The sequence below is a fragment of the Klenkia terrae genome (genome assembly GCF_037083865.1).
Classification (GTDB): Bacteria; Actinomycetota; Actinomycetes; order Mycobacteriales; family Geodermatophilaceae; genus Klenkia; species Klenkia terrae.
In genome coordinates, this window is record NZ_JBAPLV010000028.1 from 26,546 (window position 1) to 44,496 (window position 17,951).

Here is a 17,951-nt window from a genome sequence, read left to right on the forward strand (position 1 = left end):
ATCCTGCGTTACCGACGTCGGCGGCTGAGGATGCACGGTGGTCGTCGCACCTGATCCACGCCGTGCAAGGTCAGGCTTGGGCGAGGGCGCTCCGGGCGCCCAGGTCGGCGCGCACCAGGTCGGCGGCCCGCTCGGCGATCATGATCGTCGGGGCGTTGGTGTTGCCGCGGACCAGCGTCGGCATCACCGAGGCGTCGACCACCCGCAGCCCCTCGATGCCGTGCACCCGCAGCTGCGGGTCGACCACCGCGTCGGCGTCGGTGCCCATCCGGCACGAGCCCACCGGGTGGTACAGCGACTCCAGGGTGTCGCGCACCGACTGCCGCAGCTCCGCCCGGGTGGACCGGGTACCGCCCGGCGACCACTCCTCGGCGAGCACCTTCGCCAGCGGCCCGACCGCGGCGATGTCGCGGGCCTTCTCCACCCCGGTGACCAGGGCCTCGAGGTCGCGCTGCTCGGTCAGGTAGCCGGCGTCGATCGCCGGGGCCCAGGTCGGGTCGGCCGAGCGCAGCCGCACCGATCCGCGCGACTCCACCCGGACCAGGACGGCGCACGCGGTGAACGCGTCCACGTCGGGGTCCACCCGGGCCTGCTGCCAGTACTTCACCGGCAGGAAGTGGTACTGCAGGTCGGGCTCGGCCAGCGCGTCGTCGGACCGGGTGTACAGCCCGGCCTCGGCCAGGTTGGACGTCAGCGGACCGCGGCGGGCGCCGAACCACTGCGCGTACCCGGCCGGGGACTCGCCGCGGAACAGCGACTTCCCGCTGCGCACGTGCCAGATCGTGGGCACCAGCGGGTGGTCCTGCAGCCCACCGCCGACCCCGGGCAGGTCGTGGACGACGTCCACCCCGACCGAGCGCAGGTGGTCGGCCGGCCCGATGCCCGAGAGCATGAGCAGCTGCGGGCTGTTGATCGCTCCGCCGGACAGCAGCACCTGCGGCGCGTGCACCTGCTGCAGCACCCCGTCGGCCACGTACTCCACGCCGGTGGCCCGGTCGCCGTCCAGCAGCACCCGGGTGACCCGGGCGCCGGTGCGCACCTCGAGGTTCGGCCGGTGCATCGCCGGGTGCAGGTAGGCGTCGGCGGCCGACCAGCGCCGGCCGCGCTTCTGGGTGAGCTGGTAGAGCCCGGCGCCCTCCTGCCGCGCACCGTTGAAGTCCGGGTTGCTCGGGTACCCGGCGGCGACCGCGGACTCCACCACCGCCCGGCTCCACGGGTGCGGCGAGCGCGGGTCCTCCACGCGCAGCGGTCCGCCGACGCCGTGGAACTCGTCGGCACCGCGGCCGTTGTCCTCCATCCGGCGGAACAGCGGCAGCACCGACTCGTAGGACCAGCCGGGGTCACCGGTCAGCTGCGCCCACTCGTCGTAGTCGGCCGCGGCACCCCGGATGTAGATCATCGCGTTGTTCGAGCTGCAGCCGCCGAGCATCTTCCCGCGCGGCCAGAACACCCGGCGGTCGGACGCCGCCGGCTGCGGCTCGGTCGCGTAGTTCCAGTCCCGGCGGGTGCGGAAGGTCTTGTAGAGCGCCGCCGGGATCTGCACCTCCAGCGCCCTGTCCGACCCGCCGGCCTCCAGCACGAGCACCCGCAGCGACGGGTCCTCGGTCAACCGGCCGGCCAGGGCGCAGCCGGCCGAGCCGGCACCGACGACGACGACGTCGTAGGTCACCGGTGCCGCCCGTGCACCAGGCCCATGACCCGGGCGAGGCCGTCGGCGGCCTTCGCCGGCCGGGCGAAGCTCATCAGCGGCACCGGCAGGGCGAACCGCTGCCGGGTGATCGCCTTGGCCCGGGTGAACTCGCGCAGGCCGTCCTCGCCGTGGATCCGGCCGAAGCCGCTGTCGCCCACGCCGCCGAAGGGCAACGACGGCACGCTGGCGAAGGTGATCACGGAGTTCACCGAGGTCATCCCGCTGCGCATCCGGCGGGCCAGGTCCATGCCGCGCTTGGCCGAGCCCGAGAACACCGAGCCGCCCAGGCCCAGCGACGTCCCGTTGGCGAGCTCGAGGGCCTGCTCGGCGTCGGCGACCCGGGTGATGGTGATCGTCGGGCCGAAGGTCTCCTCCTGCACCGCCGAGGACGTCTCGGGCACGTCCAGCAGCACGGTGGGTGCGACGAACCCGCCCTGCACGGTGCCGCCGGTGACCGCGCGCCCGCCGGTGGCCGCGGCGTCGTCCAGGTGTCGCTGCACCACGTCGGTCTGGCTGGGCATGGTCATCGGGCCGTAGGAGGCGCCGTCGTCGGAACCCGGGCGGATGCCGGCCACCTGCGCGGTGACCGCGGCGACGAAGGCGTCGTAGACCGGGGCCGTGGCGTAGACCCGCTCGATGCCGATGCAGGTCTGCCCGGCGTTGCTCATCGCGCCCCAGACCGCGGCGTCGGCGGCGGCGGCCACGTCGGCGTCGTCGTCCACGATCATCGCGTCCTTGCCGCCGCACTCCATGAGCACCGGGGTGAGGGTCTCGGCGCAGGTGGCCATGACCTTCCGGCCGGTGGCGGCTGACCCGGTGAACGCGACCTTGCCGACGCCGGCGCGGCACAGCGCCGCACCGGTCTCGCCGAGGCCGGTGACGACCTGCAGGGCGTCCGGCACGTCGGGGACGGCGGCGGCCCACGCCTCGGCCAGCCACGTGCCGATGGCCGGGGTGAACTCGCTGGGCTTGAACACCACGGCGTTGCCCGCGGCCAGCGCGTAGGCGATCGAGCCCATCGGGGTGAACACCGGGTAGTTCCACGGCCCGATCACGCCGACCACGCCGAGGGGCTGGTACTCCAGCACCGCCTGGTGGTTGGCGGCCAGCAGGCCGGGGTTCACGTTGCGCGGGCCGAGGGTCTTCCTGGCGTGCGCGCCGGCCCAGGCCAGGTGGTCGACGGCCAGCGTGATCTCCAGGATGGCGTCGGCGTGCGGCTTGCCGTTCTCCCGGTGCACCAGGTCGGCCAGCTCGTGCATCCGGCGGGCCAGGTAGCCGCGGTAGGCGGCCAGCCGGGTGCGCCGGCCGGCGAAGCCGAGGTCGCCCCACGCCTGCGCGGCGACCCGGGCCCGGGCCACGGCGGCAGCGACGTCCTCGGGGGAGTGCACCGGGAACTCGGCGACCAGGGCGCCGGTGGCCGGGTCCGTGGAGGGGAACGTGCCGGCTGCGTCCGGGGCGGCGGTGCCCCGGTCCTCGACGAGAGACATGGCCCGGATGCTACCCGCCGGTAGCGGTTGGGTGTTACGTGAGGTAACACCCAACCGCCACCGGCGGCGGGGCGGTCAGAACCAGCGCGGAGCGGCCTGGGCGCCGGGGGCGTGGCCGTGCTTGCTGTCGGCCTTCCCGCCGCCGCGCTGGGGCACCCCGGCGTGCGGGGTCCCGCTCAGCCGCTGCCACGTGGCGTGCAGCGAGAGCCACTGGCCCGGGGTGAGCGAGGCGGCGCGGGCGGTGGGCGGCAGGCCCTCGGACCGCAGCCAGCGCACCCCCTCCACGCCGGGCAGCCGGCCGCGGAGGACGGCGCCCAGGGCCTTGCCGGAGGCGGCGGTGATCGAGTGCACGAGGCGGTCGAAGCCCTCGCGCTCCTCGTCGGGGAGCGTCGCCCGGGCGGTGCCGGCGGCGGACTCGGGAGCGGGGGGATGGGTCATGGGGGACCTCCGAGCAGGAGTGGTCCGGGCAGGCTGCTGCCCGGTCGGTCGGGCGGGGACGTCGGCGGAGACGTGAGCGGTCACTCAGCCGAGCAGCAGCAGGGAACCCATGGCTCGAGAGGCTGGGGACGCCCCGAGCGCGCTGTCACGCGCTTTTCCGGTCCGTCCGACGGGCCTTGCGGGCCTTGCCGGCCTCCCAGCGCTCCCGGTCCTTGGCCCGCTTGCCGGCGTTGGCCTCGAACTTGGCCTTGCGGCGCCGGGCCCGGTCCATCTCGCGCTCCTCGAACGTGCTGCCCTCGCCCCACCCGCTGGCCAGGTGGCCCATCGCGACCAGCGCCCCGCCGAAGACCAGGACGGCGCTGCCGAGGATCGGGTCGAGGAGGAAGGCGCCGATCGTGGCCAGCACCCAGACGACGGCTCCGACCAGCACACGCTTGCTCATGCCCCCGAGTATCCGCCGTCCTGCTGAGCGCGGGCTGGCAGTCTCGGTGAGGATCGACGCATGACCAGCCCGCCGTTCCGCGCCGACCACGTCGGCAGCCTGCTGCGCCCCGAGTACCTGCTCACCGCCCGCGCCCGCTTCGCCGCCGGGGAGCTCGACGCCGACGGCCTGCGCGCCGTCGAGGACGAGGCGGTCGACGAGGTCGTCCGGATGCAGGCCGACCTGGGGCTGGCCACCGCCACCGACGGCGAGTTCCGCCGGGCCTCCTGGCACATGGACTTCATCTACTCGATCGGCGGGGTCGAGAAGGTGGAGGAGAACATCACCGTCCACTTCCGCAACGCCGACGGCACGCTGGACTACACGCCGGCCGGGCTGCGGGTCACCGGGCCGCTCCGGATCGACGAGCCGGTCTTCGCCGACGACTTCGCCCACCTGCAGGGTGCGGTGCAGCCCGACCAGACGGCGAAGCTGACGATCCCCTCGCCCTCGATGGTCCACTACCGGGGCGGCGCCGCGGCGATCGACCCGGCGGTCTACCCGGACGAGGACGCGTTCTGGGACGCGCTGAGCGCGGCCTACCGGCAGCAGGTCACCGGCATCGCCGCCCAGGGCTGCCGGTACCTGCAGCTGGACGACACCTCGCTGGCCTACCTCAACGACCCGGCGCAGCGCGCCCAGCTGGCCGCCCAGGGCCGGGACGCCGAGCACCAGCACGAGCGGTACATCCGGCAGATCAACGCCGCGCTGGCCGGCCGGCCCGAGGGCATGGCCGTGACCACCCACATGTGCCGGGGCAACTTCCGCTCCTCGTGGGCGGCCGAGGGTGGATACGACTTCGTCGCCGAGGCGCTGTTCGGCGGGCTGGAGGTCGACGGGTTCTTCCTGGAGTTCGACGACGCCCGCTCCGGCGGGTTCGAGCCGCTGCGCTTCGTGCCGCCGGGCAAGCGGGTGGTCCTCGGGCTGGTCACCACCAAGCGACCGGAGCTGGAGAGCAAGGACGACCTCAAGCGGCGGATCGACGAGGCCGCCCGGTTCGTGCCGCTGGACCAGCTGGCGCTGTCCCCGCAGTGCGGCTTCTCCTCCACGGTCGAGGGCAACGCGCTCACCCGGGACGAGCAGATCGCCAAGCTCGCGCTCGTGGTCGAGACCGCGGCCGAGGTCTGGGGCTGATCCAGCGCGCGGGTCTGGACGCGGAACGTGATCGGCCCGTAATCTGCGCGGTGAGCGGTTCAGTCCTCGGCCGCCGGTCCCTCCGTCCCGCGCGAGGTCGAGTCCACGATGACCACCGAGGTCGCTGCCGCCGTCCCCGCACTCCGCATCGAGGTCGCCGACGGCGGTGAGGGGGTGGTCGTCGTCCGGGTGGCCGGCGAGCTCGACACCGCCGCGGCGCCGGCGCTGTGCGGCGCGCTCGACGACGTGCTGGCCCGGCCCGGCGGCCGGGCGTGCGTGGTGGACCTGACCGGCGTGACGTTCCTGGACTGCGCCGGGCTGCACCCGGTGCTCCGGGCCCGCGCCGCGGCCTGCCGGTCGGGCCGCACGCTCACCGTCCGCGGCGGGACCGACCGTGCGGTCGGCCGGTTGCTGGAGCTCACCGGCCTCGAGGACGTGCTGGTCTGGCGGGTGGTCGGGTGAGGATGGCGGCATGACCGCCGACCTGCCCCCGCACCTGACCCGGCTCGCCGACCGCCTGGGCGCGCTGCTGGCCCCGCCCGCCCGCGAGGTCGGCCTGGCCGCGGCGCGCGCCCGGTTCGGCGAGCTGCTGGCCGCCGGGCTGGCCGGCCCCCCCGAGGTCGCCGTCGGCACCGTCGAGCTCGGCGCCGGGCTGACCGCGGACCGGTACGCCCCGGCCCGGCCGGGCGGGGCGACGGTGGTCTTCCTGCACGGCGGCGGGTGGACGGTGGGCACCGCGCAGGAGTACGCGGGCCTGGCCGCACGGCTGTGCGCCGGGCTGGACGCCGTCGTCCTCGCCGTCGAGTTCCGCCGCGCGCCCGAGCACCCGTTCCCGGCCGCGGTGGACGACGCCGTCGCCGCCGTCCGGTGGGCGCTGGCGCACGCCGACGACCCGGCCCGGGTGGTCGTCGCCGGCGACAGCGGCGGGGGCAACCTCGCGGCGGTGGCCTGCCAGCAGCTGCGCGACGCCGGGGGGCCGCAGCCCGCGGCGCAGCTGCTGCTGTACCCCTCGGTGGGCGCCGGGATCGACTGGCCGTCGGTCGCCGACCACGGCCGCTCGCCGTTCCTCGCCCTGGCCGACATGGGCTGGTACACCCGGAACTACCTGCCCGAGGGCGTCGCGCTGACCGATCCGCGGGTCAGCCCGCTGGGGGCGGCGGACCTGGCCGGGCTGCCCCCGGCGCTGGTGGTCACCGCCGAGGTGGACGCGCTGCGCGACTCCGGCCGGGCCTACGCCGCCGGGCTGGCGGCCGCCGGGGTGCCGGTCACCGCGCTGGACCTGGCCGACGTCCCGCACGGCTTCGCCCACCTGGTGGCCCTGGACCCGACGTGCGCAGCGGCCCTGGACGAGGTGCTCAGCGCTGTCCGCGGGCTGCCGGTGTTCAGCTGAGCCGAACGGCACGGCGCCCGGCATAACGGGCGCATAACGAAACACCTCACCGGATGTCGAAACCGGCTGCGGACCTTCCGGAACCTCACAGGTGGCACCTAGTGTCCCGGATCACGCGCCGGCTGTGAGCTGCTTCACCGTCGTCGCGACGCGCAACCTCCGACGACGAAGGGCGGCACGTGCTCACGGTCAGCAATCTCGAGGTCGTCTACGACGACGTCGTGCTGGTGCTGCGGGGGGTGAGCCTCGAGGTCCCCGACGGGAAGATCGTGGGCCTCCTGGGTGCCAACGGCGCCGGCAAGACGACCCTGCTCCGAGCACTGTCCGGCCTGCTGGACATCCACCACGGGGCGATCACCCGCGGGCAGATCACCCTGGACGGCGAGCGGATCGACCACCTGGACCCCCAGCAGGTCGTGGCCCGCGGCATCAGCCAGGTACTGGAGGGCCGGCGGGTGTTCGGCGAGTTCTCGGTCGAGGAGAACCTGCGGGTCGGTGCGCACACCCGGCCCAAGGAGCGCGCGGCCAACCTGGAGCGGGTCTACGACCTGTTCCCGCGGCTGCTCGAGCGCCGCACCCAGGCCGCCGGCTACCTCTCCGGCGGCGAGCAGCAGATGCTGGCCATGGGCCGGGCGATGATGAGCTCCCCGCGCTACCTGCTGCTCGACGAGCCCAGCCTGGGCCTCGCCCCGCAGCTGGTCGGCAGCATCCGCGACCTGATCGTGCAGATCAACGACAGCGGGACGACGGTCCTGCTGGTCGAGCAGAACGCCTCCATGGCGCTGTCGATCTCCGACCACGGCTACGTGCTGGAGACCGGCCGCGTGGTGATGGACAAGCCCGCCGCCGAGCTCCTCGACGACTCCGACATCCAGGAGTTCTACCTGGGCCTGGGCGCCGAGGGCGAGCGCAGCTTCCGCGACGTCAAGCACTACAAGCGCCGGAAGAGGTGGCTCTCGTGACCGCACCCGCGACCGCACCCGTGCTGGAGGTCGAGGGCGTCACGCTGCGGTTCAAGGGCGTCACCGCGATCAACGGGGCGACCTTCACCGTCGGCGAGCGCGAGCTGTTCGCGATCATCGGGCCCAACGGCGCCGGCAAGACCTCGGTGTTCAACGTGCTGTCGGGGGTGTACCGGCCGCAGGAGGGCTCGGTGCGCTTCCGCGGCGAGGACATCCTCGGCCAGCGCCCGAACAAGATCGCGGCCAAGGGCATGGCCCGCACCTTCCAGAACATCGAGCTGTTCGAGAACCTCACGGTCGTCGACAACCTCATGCTCGGCCGGGCCCACCAGGTCAAGTACGGCATGTTGGCCGCGATGGGCTGGGTCGGCCCCGCGCGCCGCAGCGAGCTGGCCGACCGCGCCGCCGTCGAGGAGATCGTCGACTTCCTGGAGCTGGAGTCCTACCGGCGCTTCCCGGTCGGCCTGCTGCCCTACGGCGTGCAGAAGCGGGTGGAGCTGGGCCGCGCGCTGGCCATGGAGCCCCAGCTGCTGCTGCTCGACGAGCCGGTGGCCGGCATGAACCTCGAGGAGACCGAGGACATGGCCCGCTTCATCATCGACATCCGCGACGAGCTGGGCCTGTCGATCCTCATGGTCGAGCACGACATGGGCCTGGTCATGGACCTCGCCGACCGGATCATGGTCGTCGACTTCGGCGTGCCCATCACCACCGGCACCCCCGCCCAGGTACAGCGCGACCCGAACGTGATCAAGGCCTACCTGGGCGAGGACCACGACACCGGCGGACGCCGCAAGAAGCAGACCGCCGACGAGGGGACGACGTCGTGACCACCACGCTCGAGCCGAGCACGCGGGGCACCGGGACGACGACGATCGTCACCCGGGTCCGCGACCGGGCGCAGGAGACCCCCAGCGGGGTCGCCATGCGGTCCAAGCAGAAGGGCCTGTGGCAGGAGACCAGCTGGGCGCAGTACTGGGACGACGTCCTGGACGTCGCCCACGCCCTGCTGGACCTGGGCGTGCAGCGCGGGGACCGGGTGGCCATCCAGTCGGAGAACCGCCGGGAGTGGCTGGTCGCCGACCTGGCCACCGTCGCCGTCGGCGCGGTGACCGTCGGGCTGTACCCGACCAACCCGCCCGCCGAGGTCGTGCACGTGCTGCGCGACTCCGGCGCCCGGGTGCTGCTGGCCGAGGACCAGGAGCAGCTGGACAAGGCGCTGGAGGTCTCCGGCGAGCTGCCGGCGCTGGAGCACCTGCTCTACGTCGAGCCCCGCGGCATCCGCGGCCGGTACACCGACCCGCGCCTGCTGTTCTGGGCCGACCTGCTGGCCCGCGGACGGGCGCACCGCGCCGCCCACCCCGGTGCCGTCGAGCAGGCCATGGCGCAGACCGGCAGCGGCGACCTGATGACCCTGATCTACACCTCGGGCACCACCGGGGCGCCCAAGGGCGCGATGCTCACCGTCGGCAACGTCGAGGCGACCATCGCCGCGCTGACCGGACCCGCCGGGTTGCTCGACCCCCCGGCCGGGCCGAAGGACCAGTCGCTGTCCTATCTGCCGCTGTGCCACGTGGCCGAGCGGATCTTCACCACCTGGAACAACGCCGCCACCGGCATCCAGGTGAACTTCGCCGAGTCGATCGACACCGTCCCGGAGAACCTGCGGGAGATCCAGCCGACCTTCTTCTTCGCCGTCCCGCGGATCTGGGAGAAGCTGCTGGCGAACGTGCAGATCAAGCAGTCGGCGGCCAGCCCGCTCAAGCGCAACGCGGGCAACCTGGGGCTGAAGCTGTCGGCCAAGGTCGCCACCGCGATGGAGGCCAACGGCGGCCGGCACACCGCCGGCAGCCGGGTGCTGCACGGCATCGCCTGGGTGCTGGTGGTCCGCGCGCTGCGCGAGCGGCTGGGCCTGCGCCGGGTGCGCTGGGCCGGCTGCGGCGCGGCGCCGGTGTCGGTGGACGTGCTGCGGTTCTTCCTCGGGCTGGGCGTGCCCGTCCACGAGGTCTACGGCATGACCGAGAACACCGCCTCGGCGACGGCCAACCGGCCCGGCCGGCTGCGGCTGGGCACCGTGGGGGAGCCGCACGACTCGGTCGAGCTGCGCATCGACGAGACCACCGGCGAGGTGCTCACCCGCGGGCCGGCCACGTTCGCCGGCTACTGGCAGCGGCCCGACGCCACCGCCGAGGCCGTCGACGCCGACGGCTGGCTGCACACCGGCGACGTCGGGGTGCTGGAGGACGGCCGGCTGCGGATCACCGACCGGATGAAGGACATCATGATCACCGCCGGCGGCAAGAACGTCGCGCCGTCGGAGATCGAGAACGCGGTCAAGGTGTCCCCGCTGATCAAGGAGTGCGTGGTCATCGGCGACCGCCGGGCTTTCCTGACCGCGCTGATCGGCATCGAGCCCGACACGGTCGGCGACTGGGCCCAGCGCGAGCGGATCGCCTTCACCACCTACCGCGACCTCACCGAGCGCGCCGAGGTGCAGGCACTCGTGCAGGGCATCGTCGACGAGGTCAACGCCGGGCTGAACCCGGTGGAGCAGATCAAGACGTTCCGGCTGCTGCCCAAGCTCCTCGAGCACGAGGACGGCGAGCTCACGGCCACCCAGAAGGTCCGCCGGTCCGCGTTGGCCGAGCGCTACTCGCCCCTCGTCGAATCCATGTACTCCAAGGGGGCCCGCTCGTGAGGGACGTCCTGCTGACGGTGGTGCGCGGGCTGGGCTTCGGCTCGGTCTACGCGCTGCTGGCCGTCAGCTTCGTGATCATCTACAAGTCGTCCAAGGTGATCAGCTTCGCCCAGCCGGCGCTCATGCTGGCCGGGGCGGTGCTGGTCAGCTACCTGGCCGGGCCGGTGGGCTTCTACCTGGCCGTGCCGCTGGCCGCGATCGCCATCGCGATGCTCGGGTGGGGTCTGGAGCGCACCACGATCCGGCCGATGATCGGCCGACCGGTGTTCGTCGTCGCGATCATCACCCTGGGCCTGGACATCGCGATCCGGGTCGTGGTGAACGTCTTCATCGGGCCCGACGTGCGCAACGTCGGCGACCCGTGGGGGCTGTCCACCGTCGAGCTGCTCGGGCTGCCGGTGCAGGAGCGCTACATCGCGATGGCGGTCGTGCTGCTGGTCGTGGGCGCCGGGTTGTTCGCCTTCTTCCGCTACAGCCGCTACGGCCTGGCGATGCGGGCGTCCTCCCTGGACCAGGAGACCGCGCTGGTGCAGGGCGTGCCGGTCGGCTCCATGACCGCGCTGGCCTGGGCGATGGCCGCGGGCATCGCGGCGGTCGCCGGCGCCTTCGTCGGGGCCGGCGGCGGCGTGGACCAGTCCACGTGGGTGATCGCGCTCAAGGCCCTGCCGGCGATCATCATCGGCGGCCTGGACTCCATCGGCGGCGCGGTCGTCGGCGGCCTGCTGGTCGGGCTCGTGGAGAGCTTCTTCGCCACCTACCAGGGCGAGTACCTGCCGTGGCTGGGCCAGAACTTCTCGCTGGTCTCGCCCTACGTGCTGCTGCTGGTCGTCCTGCTCGTGCGCCCCTACGGGCTGTTCGGCACCCGAGAGGTGGAACGCGTGTGACCGCCGTGGAGAACCAGCCGTCGACCGGCGGGGGGGAGCCCGCACCGGCCAAGGGCCGCCGCCCCCTGGGCCGCCCGATGCTCTACACCGCCTACGGCCAGGACATGGCCCTGCTCAACACCGGGGCCAAGAAGGTCGCCGTCGCGGTGCTGCTGGTGGTCGGCCTGCTGCTGCCCTTCGTCCTGGAGGACGACCTGCTGCGGCTGCTGGCCACCGGCGCGGTGCTGGCGATCGGGGCCATCGGGCTCAACCTGGTCACCGGGTACGCCGGGCAGGTCAGCCTCGGGCACGCCTTCTTCCTCGGGATCGGCGCCTACACCGCCGCGGTGGTGTCCGGTGACCCCGAGGACGACCAGCTCTACGGCCTGGGCATCACGTTCCTGCCGGTGTGGCTGATCGCCGGTGGGCTGGCCGCGGCCGCCGTCGGCTTCGTCGTCGCGCCGCTGGCCAGCCGGCTGCGCGGGCTGTACCTGGCCATCGTCACCCTGGGCCTGGTCTTCCTGGGCACCCACGTCTGGAACGAGTGGGACGCCGTCACCGGTGGCATCGGGGTCGGCCGCCCGGCCGCGGACCCGGTGCTGTTCGGGGTCGACCTGTCCCGGCGCACCGAGGTCTTCAGCGCCGACCAGCAGCTGTACCTGCTGATGACCGCGCTGCTGGTGGTCTTCGCGCTGCTGGGCCGCAACATCGCCCGCTCGGCCATCGGCCGCAGCTTCGCCGCCGTCCGCGACCGGGACATCGCCGCGGAGGTGACCGGGGTCGACGTCCGCAAGGTCAAGCGGCGGGCGTTCGTGATCAGCGGCTTCTACGCCGGCTGCGCCGGGGCGCTGCTGTACTCGATCACCGGGTACCTGGACCCCTCCAGCTTCGGGCTGCTGGTGTCGGTGCAGTTCGTGGCGATGGTGCTGATCGGCGGGGTCTCCACGATCTCCGGCTCGATCATGGGCGCCTTCTTCATCGCGCTGCTGCCGCGGCTGACCCGCGAGCTGCCGGAGTACCTGCCGTTCCTGTCCTCGTCGGCGACCGAGACGCCCAACGTCTTCCAGGTGGAGACGCTGCTCTACGGGCTGCTGATCGTCGCCTTCCTCCTGCTGGAACCGCGGGGCCTGTTCGGCCTGTGGGTCCGGATCCGCAACTACTGGAAGGCCTGGCCCTTCTCCTACTGAGCCGCGCACCGCGCGGTTCCGCAATCTCCTGCCCGGCGAGGACGCCGGGCAGGTCGCCCGACCGGCATCGGTGCCGGCACGAAGGGAGCACCACGGATGAGCAGCACACGGACACGACGGCGGGTCGCGGCGGCCGGCCTGGCCGGCCTCGCGGTCTTCGCCGCGGGCTGCCGCGGCGGCGGCGAGGACCCGGCCGACGGCGGGGGTGGCGAGGGCGACATCGCCACCGACGTCGGCGTGACCAGCGACGCCTGCCCGGAGGCCGTCAACCCGGACAACGGGTGCATCTACCTCGGCACGCTGTCCGACCTCACCGTGGGCCCCTTCGCCCCGGCCGGTCCGGTCATCGTGGCCGGCCAGGAGGCGTTCTGGAACCGGGTGAACGAGGACGGCGGCATCGGCGGCTACGACATCAACGTCACCGAGTACGTGCGGGACAACCAGTACAACCCGCAGGTCGCCAACCAGGTCTACCAGGAGATCAAGCCCGACATCCTGGCCCTGGCCCAGACCCTCGGCTCGCCCCCCACCGCGGCCATCGTGGAGGACCTCGAGGCCGAGAACATCGTCGCGGCCCCGGCCGGCTGGACCTCGCTGTACCTGTTCCAGGACGCGATCGTCGAGTCCGGTCCGACCTACTGCGCCGAGGCCATGAACGGCGTCGACTACGCGGTGGAGACCAACAACGCCGAGTCGGTCATGGCCGTGCACTACGCCGGTGACTACGGCGGCGACGCCGCCGCCGGCGCCAGCATCGCCGCGGAGGCCAACGGCATCGACTTCGCCAACGTGGAGACCACCGCCGGCACCGACAACCAGGCCTCGGCCGTCGCGGCGATCGTCGAGCAGCAGCCCGACGTCGTCGTGGTGTCCACGGGCCCGGCCGACATGGCCACCATCGTCGGCCAGTCGGTGGCCGCCGGCTACACCGGCAAGTTCCTCGGCTCCTCGCCGACCTGGAACGTCGCCCTGCTGCAGAGCCCGGCCGCGCCGGCGCTGCAGGCGTCCTACCAGCTGCTCGGGCCGTGGGCCCCGTTCGACTCCGACACCCCCGGCCACGAGGCCATGCGCGCGGCGGCCGAGGAGTCGGGCTCGACCCCGAACGAGTTCTTCCTGGCCGGCTGGGCCTGGTCCTACCCGCTGAAGGCAGCGCTCGAGGCGGCCGCCGAGAACGGTGACCTGACCCGCGAGGGTCTGTACTCCGCGGCGTCCGGCCTGAGCTCGGTCGACTACGAGGGCATCCTGCCGGAGGGCTCGGGTGACTACGCCGACGGCGGGGACTCCGCCGCCGTCCGGGTGACCCAGCTGTCCAGCCCCGACCCGGAGGCCTCCACCGGCATCTCGGTCACCGAGGAGGACCTGGCCGGCAGCACGGCCGAGGGCTACGAGTTCACCGAGCCCTGCTACGAGGCGATCGACCTCTGATCGGCTGATCCCGCACCGGCAACGGCCGGCCATCCCCCCGCGGGGTGGCCGGCCGCTGTCGTGCTCAGGCCACCCGCAGCGGCAGGCCCTCGGCCGCGATGAACTCGGTGACGGTCTCCACGACGATCGCGTGCTCCTCGGGCTGGGCGCCGCCGGGGGAGTCGAGGTGGGCGCAGAACCAGTCCAGGTCGAGGCTGCCGCCCAGGGTCAGGTACTCCACCCAGAGCACCTTGGTGCTGACCGGGAGCGCGGTGGCGGCCTGGGCGAGCGAGACCAGCACCGGTCCGGTGGTGGTGGTCCGACCACCGATCGGGATGACGTCGGCCCGGGGGCGGTGGTCCACCGACGGGACGGGGTAGGAGCGGGGGTGCAGGCCGAACGCGGTCACGGTGTGCTCCATGCGCTTCTGGGGGATCAGTGGTTCCCGACCCTATTGCGACCGACCGACCACCGGCCGTCACCGAAACCGACACGAAACTGTACCGTTCTTGTCAGGTTCCGGCCGACGAGTCGTGCCCCGGCCGGGGGTCGTCAGTGGTCGGGACGGCCTGCGCCCGGGTCGGCGCAGCCTGCTCAGAACAGGGTGAGGGGTGCCGCACCGACGGGGGACAGGCCGGCCACGGTGACCCGCAGGCCGGCCAGCGGCGGCAGGTCCGCCGTGGCGAGGAGGGTCGCCGCCGCGGCCTGCCACGCCGTGACGTCGGCGGTGGCCGGCAGCCCGGCCCGGCGCAGGGTCACCGCGGGCGCCCCGTCGCGCGGCGCCGCGCTGATCCGCAGCTCCGTGCCGGTCAGCCCGGCCCGCTCGGCGCGCCGGCACAGCCGGGCCACGCAGGTGCCGGCCAGCTCCGCCGGGGAGCGGTCGGCCCGGTCCCACCCGGTGGTCGAGCCCTCGGCGGACAGCTTGGTGCGGGCGCTGACCGGTCGCACCTGCGCGTCGTCGGTCCCGGTCCGGATGCTGCGCAGCCGGCGGGCCATCGCCGTCCCGCAGACCGCCTGCAGCCGGTCGGCCTGGACGCCGTCGACGTCGGCCAACCGGTGCACGCCCAGCACGGCGAGCCGCTCCCGGGTGGCCCGCCCGACGCCCCACACCTCCTCGACCGGCAAGGAGGAGCGCAGCTCGTGCTCCCGGTCGACGCCCAGCACGTGCAGCCCGTCGGGCTTGGCGGCCCGCGAGGCCAGCTTGGCCATCAGCTTCGTCCGGCCCACCCCGACGCTCACCGGGATGCCGAGCTCGGCCGCCGCCCGGCGCCGCAGGTCGTGCCCGGCGGCGACCGCGTCGTCCCAGCCGGCGGCCCCGACGTCCAGGAACGCCTCCTCGACCGACCCCGGCTCGACCGCCGTCGCGCACTCGCCGAAGAGGTCGAACAGCGCGTCGGCGACCTCCTCGACCTCGGCGTGCGGGACCTCGACCAGCACGAGCTCGGGGCACCGCCCCAGCGCCTCTTGCACCGACATGCCGCCCCGCACGCCGCGGGCCCGGGCCGGGTAGGTGGCGCTGGCGACGAACACGTGGGCGACCGCGGCCAGGGGCGCGCCGGCCAGCTCGGGCCGGGACCGCAGGGCCACCGAGGCGAAGAACGAGTCCGCGTCCGCGTGCAGCAGCGGCCCGGGCGACATCGGACGATCGTACAGGTGTTCGAGGGCTGGCGGGGGAGGTCAGGTGGCCGGGTCGCGGTCGGGGTAGCGGGCCCGGGCGAGCGCGTACACGCCGAACGCGGCGAAGCCGATGGCCACCGCGGTCAGCAGCCAGCGCCCCTGCGGCACGGCGCCGATGGCGTTGAGCGCGCCGTCCAGCCCGGTGGCCGTGGAGACGTCGGAGGTGACGGCGGCGAAGACGACCAGGCCGCCGGCCACCGCGAAGGCCACGGCCTTGGCCAGGTAGCCCACCCGGCCCAGGGCGGCGATGGTGGGCTCGTAGCGGTCCGGGGCGGCGTCCAGGTCGACGTCCTTCATGAAGCCCGCCGTCCAGCCCCGCCAGGCCAGGTAGGCACCGACGCCCACCACCACCAGGCCGCCGGCCACCAGCAGGGTCGCCCCGCCCGGGATCTCCAGCAGGTCGTCGGTCAGGTCCTGGGTGCTCTCGGTGGCGTCGTAGCGGGACCCGACGGCGAAGACCAGCGCGACGACGGCCAGCGCCCCGTAGACGACCGCCTTGGCCAGGCACTTCGCGCAGATGAACGCCGCGTGCAGCCGCCGGTCGGGGTGCAGCAGGCCGGTCCACCAGCGCAGCACCTCCCCGGCCTGCCAGACGGCGAGGGAGAGCAGGCCCAGCCCGATGACCCACAGCAGCACCAGGCCGCCGGGGGACTCCGACACCGTCCGCAGCGCACCGGCCTGGTCGGCGTCGGCGGCGTCGGGGGAGATCCGCCAGGCGACGGTGAACGCCAGCCAGGCGATCAGCAGGTGCACCGCGCCGTAGGCGACCAGGCCGACCCGGGCCAGCCGCTCCAGCCACGGGTGGTCGGTGACCTCCTGGGCGTGCTCCACGGCCCGGTGCGCGCGGTCCAGCCACCGGTCGGGCACCCGGCCGACGAGCCGGTCCATGGTGCGGGTGAGGGCAGGGGGCAGAGACGGCACGCGGGTCAGGTGCGCTGCGGGTAGCGCGCGCGGAAGAAGCAGAAGACGCCGAACGCGGCGATGCCCACGGCGACCAGCGACAGAAGCCACTGGCCGAAGGGGGCCTGCAGGATGGTGCGCATCGCGCCGTCCAGCCCGGTGGACTTCTCCGGGTCGAACGTGATCGCGGCGTAGGCCAGCAGGCCGCCGACGACGACGAAGGCGGCACCCTTGGCCAGGTAGCCGACCTGGCCGAGCCGCTCGATGACGCGCACCTGGCCGGCCGAGGCCGGGGAGGTGTCGATCTCCTCCATGAAGCTCTTCTTCGCGCCCTTGACCATCTGGTAGACGCCGACCCCGATGACCACCAGCGCCGCGACGCCCACCAGGAACCGCCCGCCGGGCAGGCCGAAGACCCCCGAGGTGGTCTGCTGCTGCTGGTCCGAGCTCGACGAGCCGCTGCCGGTGGCGAAGCGCAGGGCGGTGAAGGCCAGGAAGCCGTAGACCACCACCTTGGCCAGGCACTTGACGACCGCGACGACGGCCTTCTTCTTCGCATCGCCGGACCCGGACAGCCCGCCGACGTGCCGGACGATCTCCGCGGCCTGCCACAGCGCCAGCGCGATCAGCCCGAGGCCGAGCACCCACAGCAGCGGCTTGCCGAACGGCTCCTCGGACAGGGTCTGCAGGGCGCCGGACTGGGAGGCCTCCTCGCCGCCACCGCCCCAGGCCAGCTGCAGGGAGAGCCAGGCGATCAGCAGGTGGACGACGCCGTAGGCCACCAGCCCGACCCTGGCGAGGTTCTGCAGGGCGTCGGACCGGCCGACCCGGTCGGCGGTCTGCTGCGCGCTCATGGGTGGACCTCCGTGCTGGACCTGTGGGACCCCCGTGCACGGAGGGTGGCACACGGTCGGGTGGTCCGCCCGGCGGATGGGGGACACTGGGGTGGTGACGTCGCCCGCCGCTGCCTCGACCGCTGGTCCCGCCCCCGCCGCCGTCTCGGCCACCCCCGACCAGGCCCGCCGCTCGTGGCCGTGGTCGGCCCTGCAGGGGGTCGTGCTGGTCGTGCTGGCCGTCGTGGCCGTGGTGGTCGCCGACACCGGCGTCCGCCTGCTGCTGGCCGGTCTCGGCGTCCTCGGCCTGGTGCGCGGGGTGGCCCTGCTGCGGTCGGCCCGGGCCGGGCTGGTCGAGCGGTCGGCCGCGGTGGCCGGTGCCGGTGCCGCCTGGTTCGGCGCGGTGGCCGTCGGGCTCGCGTTCTTCCCGCCGGCGGTGGCCGCGTGGACCTGCGTCGTGGTGCTGGCCGGGGTGCTGGTCGCGCTGGTCGTCCGGGCCGAGCCGGCGCGGCGGGTGCGCGCAGGGCTCGCGGTCGGGCTCGCCGTCGTCGCGCTGGCCGCGGGCACGGTGCTGGCCGGACCGACCTGGCTGGCGGCAGCCTCGGTGCTGGCCGTGTCGGTCGCGGTGCTCGCCGCCGGGGTCATGTCGGTGACCGGTGCGCTCGCCCTGCGCAGGGTGGCGGCGCAGCCCGCGCCGGTCGCGGCCGGCTGCGGTGGCTGCGCGTGCGGCGCCGGTGGGTGCGGCGGTCTGCAGCGCGGGTGACCGCTGGGGCGACCGTGTGCCGGGAGTCAACCCGGAGTTCACGG

General features: G+C 73.9%; 18 protein-coding genes. 10 read left to right on the forward strand and 8 right to left on the reverse strand.

All coding sequences use genetic code 11. The features are described from left to right. Positions 1 to 70: 70 nt before the first annotated feature. The 4 genes from UXQ13_RS19895 to UXQ13_RS19910 all read right to left on the reverse strand — a co-directional run bounded on the left by UXQ13_RS19895 (position 71) and on the right by UXQ13_RS19910 (position 4,057). Positions 71 to 1,669: a GMC family oxidoreductase gene (locus UXQ13_RS19895; RefSeq protein ID WP_225235091.1), complete on the reverse strand. Its 1,599-nt coding sequence runs from the start codon at positions 1,667 to 1,669 to the stop codon at positions 71 to 73. After that, positions 1,666 to 3,177, reverse strand: a complete 1,512-nt coding sequence (locus UXQ13_RS19900) for an aldehyde dehydrogenase family protein (RefSeq protein ID WP_225235092.1) — start codon at positions 3,175 to 3,177, stop codon at positions 1,666 to 1,668. Before UXQ13_RS19900 ends, UXQ13_RS19895 begins: the two co-directional genes overlap by 4 nt. A gap of 75 nt (positions 3,178 to 3,252) precedes the next feature. Next, a complete protein-coding gene (locus UXQ13_RS19905; protein ID WP_225235093.1) occupies positions 3,253 to 3,615 on the reverse strand; it encodes a hypothetical protein in 363 nt (120 codons plus the stop codon). Between the two features lie 145 nt (positions 3,616 to 3,760). Beyond that, positions 3,761 to 4,057, reverse strand: coding sequence for a hypothetical protein (locus UXQ13_RS19910; protein WP_225235094.1), 297 nt, complete (start codon positions 4,055 to 4,057; stop codon positions 3,761 to 3,763). Positions 4,058 to 4,117: 60 nt separating this feature from the next. On the opposite strand from UXQ13_RS19910, the gene UXQ13_RS19915 reads away from it, so the two are divergent. The 9 genes from UXQ13_RS19915 (at position 4,118) to UXQ13_RS19955 (ending at position 13,755) form a co-directional block, all read left to right on the forward strand. Continuing rightward, positions 4,118 to 5,230 carry a 5-methyltetrahydropteroyltriglutamate--homocysteine S-methyltransferase gene (locus tag UXQ13_RS19915; protein WP_225235095.1) on the forward strand — a complete coding sequence of 371 codons (1,113 nt, stop codon included), beginning with the start codon at positions 4,118 to 4,120 and terminating at the stop codon, positions 5,228 to 5,230. 108 nt (positions 5,231 to 5,338) lie between these two features. Beyond that, entirely contained in the window at positions 5,339 to 5,692 is a 354-nt protein-coding gene (locus tag UXQ13_RS19920; protein ID WP_225235096.1) for an STAS domain-containing protein, read from the forward strand. Between the two features lie 10 nt (positions 5,693 to 5,702). Then, the gene (locus UXQ13_RS19925) at positions 5,703 to 6,620 is read left to right on the forward strand and encodes an alpha/beta hydrolase (RefSeq protein ID WP_225235097.1); all 918 of its coding nucleotides are present in this window, start codon (positions 5,703 to 5,705) and stop codon (positions 6,618 to 6,620) included. Between the two features lie 179 nt (positions 6,621 to 6,799). Next, positions 6,800 to 7,582 carry an ABC transporter ATP-binding protein gene (locus UXQ13_RS19930; protein ID WP_225235098.1) on the forward strand — a complete coding sequence of 261 codons (783 nt, stop codon included), beginning with the start codon at positions 6,800 to 6,802 and terminating at the stop codon, positions 7,580 to 7,582. Next, the gene (locus UXQ13_RS19935; RefSeq protein WP_225235099.1) at positions 7,579 to 8,412 is read left to right on the forward strand and encodes an ABC transporter ATP-binding protein; all 834 of its coding nucleotides are present in this window, start codon (positions 7,579 to 7,581) and stop codon (positions 8,410 to 8,412) included. The genes UXQ13_RS19930 and UXQ13_RS19935 overlap by 4 nt, the downstream gene beginning before the upstream one ends. Beyond that, complete coding sequence (locus UXQ13_RS19940; RefSeq protein ID WP_225235100.1) at positions 8,409 to 10,280, forward strand: AMP-dependent synthetase/ligase; 1,872 nt, start codon at positions 8,409 to 8,411, stop codon at positions 10,278 to 10,280. Before UXQ13_RS19935 ends, UXQ13_RS19940 begins: the two co-directional genes overlap by 4 nt. Then, positions 10,277 to 11,164 carry a branched-chain amino acid ABC transporter permease gene (locus tag UXQ13_RS19945; RefSeq protein ID WP_225235101.1) on the forward strand — a complete coding sequence of 296 codons (888 nt, stop codon included), beginning with the start codon at positions 10,277 to 10,279 and terminating at the stop codon, positions 11,162 to 11,164. Before UXQ13_RS19940 ends, UXQ13_RS19945 begins: the two co-directional genes overlap by 4 nt. Beyond that, a complete protein-coding gene (locus tag UXQ13_RS19950) occupies positions 11,161 to 12,330 on the forward strand; it encodes a branched-chain amino acid ABC transporter permease (RefSeq protein ID WP_225235102.1) in 1,170 nt (389 codons plus the stop codon). Before UXQ13_RS19945 ends, UXQ13_RS19950 begins: the two co-directional genes overlap by 4 nt. Before the next feature lie 96 nt (positions 12,331 to 12,426). Then, positions 12,427 to 13,755, forward strand: coding sequence for an ABC transporter substrate-binding protein (locus UXQ13_RS19955; protein WP_225235103.1), 1,329 nt, complete (start codon positions 12,427 to 12,429; stop codon positions 13,753 to 13,755). Positions 13,756 to 13,819: 64 nt separating this feature from the next. Here UXQ13_RS19955 and UXQ13_RS19960 read toward each other — a convergent pair whose 3' ends face one another. From UXQ13_RS19960 to UXQ13_RS19975, 4 genes are all read right to left on the reverse strand, one after another. Then, the gene (locus UXQ13_RS19960; protein WP_225235104.1) at positions 13,820 to 14,143 is read right to left on the reverse strand and encodes a hypothetical protein; all 324 of its coding nucleotides are present in this window, start codon (positions 14,141 to 14,143) and stop codon (positions 13,820 to 13,822) included. A 185-nt stretch (positions 14,144 to 14,328) separates the two neighbouring features. Further along, complete coding sequence (locus UXQ13_RS19965; protein ID WP_225235105.1) at positions 14,329 to 15,372, reverse strand: Y-family DNA polymerase; 1,044 nt, start codon at positions 15,370 to 15,372, stop codon at positions 14,329 to 14,331. Positions 15,373 to 15,411: 39 nt separating this feature from the next. After that, complete coding sequence (locus UXQ13_RS19970) at positions 15,412 to 16,299, reverse strand: DUF1206 domain-containing protein (RefSeq protein ID WP_225235106.1); 888 nt, start codon at positions 16,297 to 16,299, stop codon at positions 15,412 to 15,414. A 38-nt stretch (positions 16,300 to 16,337) separates the two neighbouring features. Further along, entirely contained in the window at positions 16,338 to 17,165 is an 828-nt protein-coding gene (locus UXQ13_RS19975; protein ID WP_225235107.1) for a DUF1206 domain-containing protein, read from the reverse strand. A 94-nt stretch (positions 17,166 to 17,259) separates the two neighbouring features. On the opposite strand from UXQ13_RS19975, the gene UXQ13_RS19980 reads away from it, so the two are divergent. Further along, on the forward strand, positions 17,260 to 17,907 hold the full coding sequence (locus UXQ13_RS19980; RefSeq protein ID WP_225235108.1) for a hypothetical protein: 648 nt from the start codon (positions 17,260 to 17,262) through the stop codon (positions 17,905 to 17,907). Positions 17,908 to 17,951: the final 44 nt, after the last annotated feature.

Coding starts and splice junctions, on each gene's coding strand:
- UXQ13_RS19900 (WP_225235092.1), bottom strand. CDS start 3,177: ATGTCTCTCGTCGAGGACCGGGGCACCGCCGCCCCGGACGCAGCCGGC.
- UXQ13_RS19905 (WP_225235093.1), bottom strand. CDS start 3,615: ATGACCCATCCCCCCGCTCCCGAGTCCGCCGCCGGCACCGCCCGGGCG.
- UXQ13_RS19910 (WP_225235094.1), bottom strand. CDS start 4,057: ATGAGCAAGCGTGTGCTGGTCGGAGCCGTCGTCTGGGTGCTGGCCACG.
- UXQ13_RS19915 (WP_225235095.1), top strand. CDS start 4,118: ATGACCAGCCCGCCGTTCCGCGCCGACCACGTCGGCAGCCTGCTGCGC.
- UXQ13_RS19920 (WP_225235096.1), top strand. CDS start 5,339: ATGACCACCGAGGTCGCTGCCGCCGTCCCCGCACTCCGCATCGAGGTC.
- UXQ13_RS19925 (WP_225235097.1), top strand. CDS start 5,703: ATGACCGCCGACCTGCCCCCGCACCTGACCCGGCTCGCCGACCGCCTG.
- UXQ13_RS19955 (WP_225235103.1), top strand. CDS start 12,427: ATGAGCAGCACACGGACACGACGGCGGGTCGCGGCGGCCGGCCTGGCC.
- UXQ13_RS19965 (WP_225235105.1), bottom strand. CDS start 15,372: ATGTCGCCCGGGCCGCTGCTGCACGCGGACGCGGACTCGTTCTTCGCC.
- UXQ13_RS19970 (WP_225235106.1), bottom strand. CDS start 16,299: ATGGACCGGCTCGTCGGCCGGGTGCCCGACCGGTGGCTGGACCGCGCG.
- UXQ13_RS19975 (WP_225235107.1), bottom strand. CDS start 17,165: ATGAGCGCGCAGCAGACCGCCGACCGGGTCGGCCGGTCCGACGCCCTG.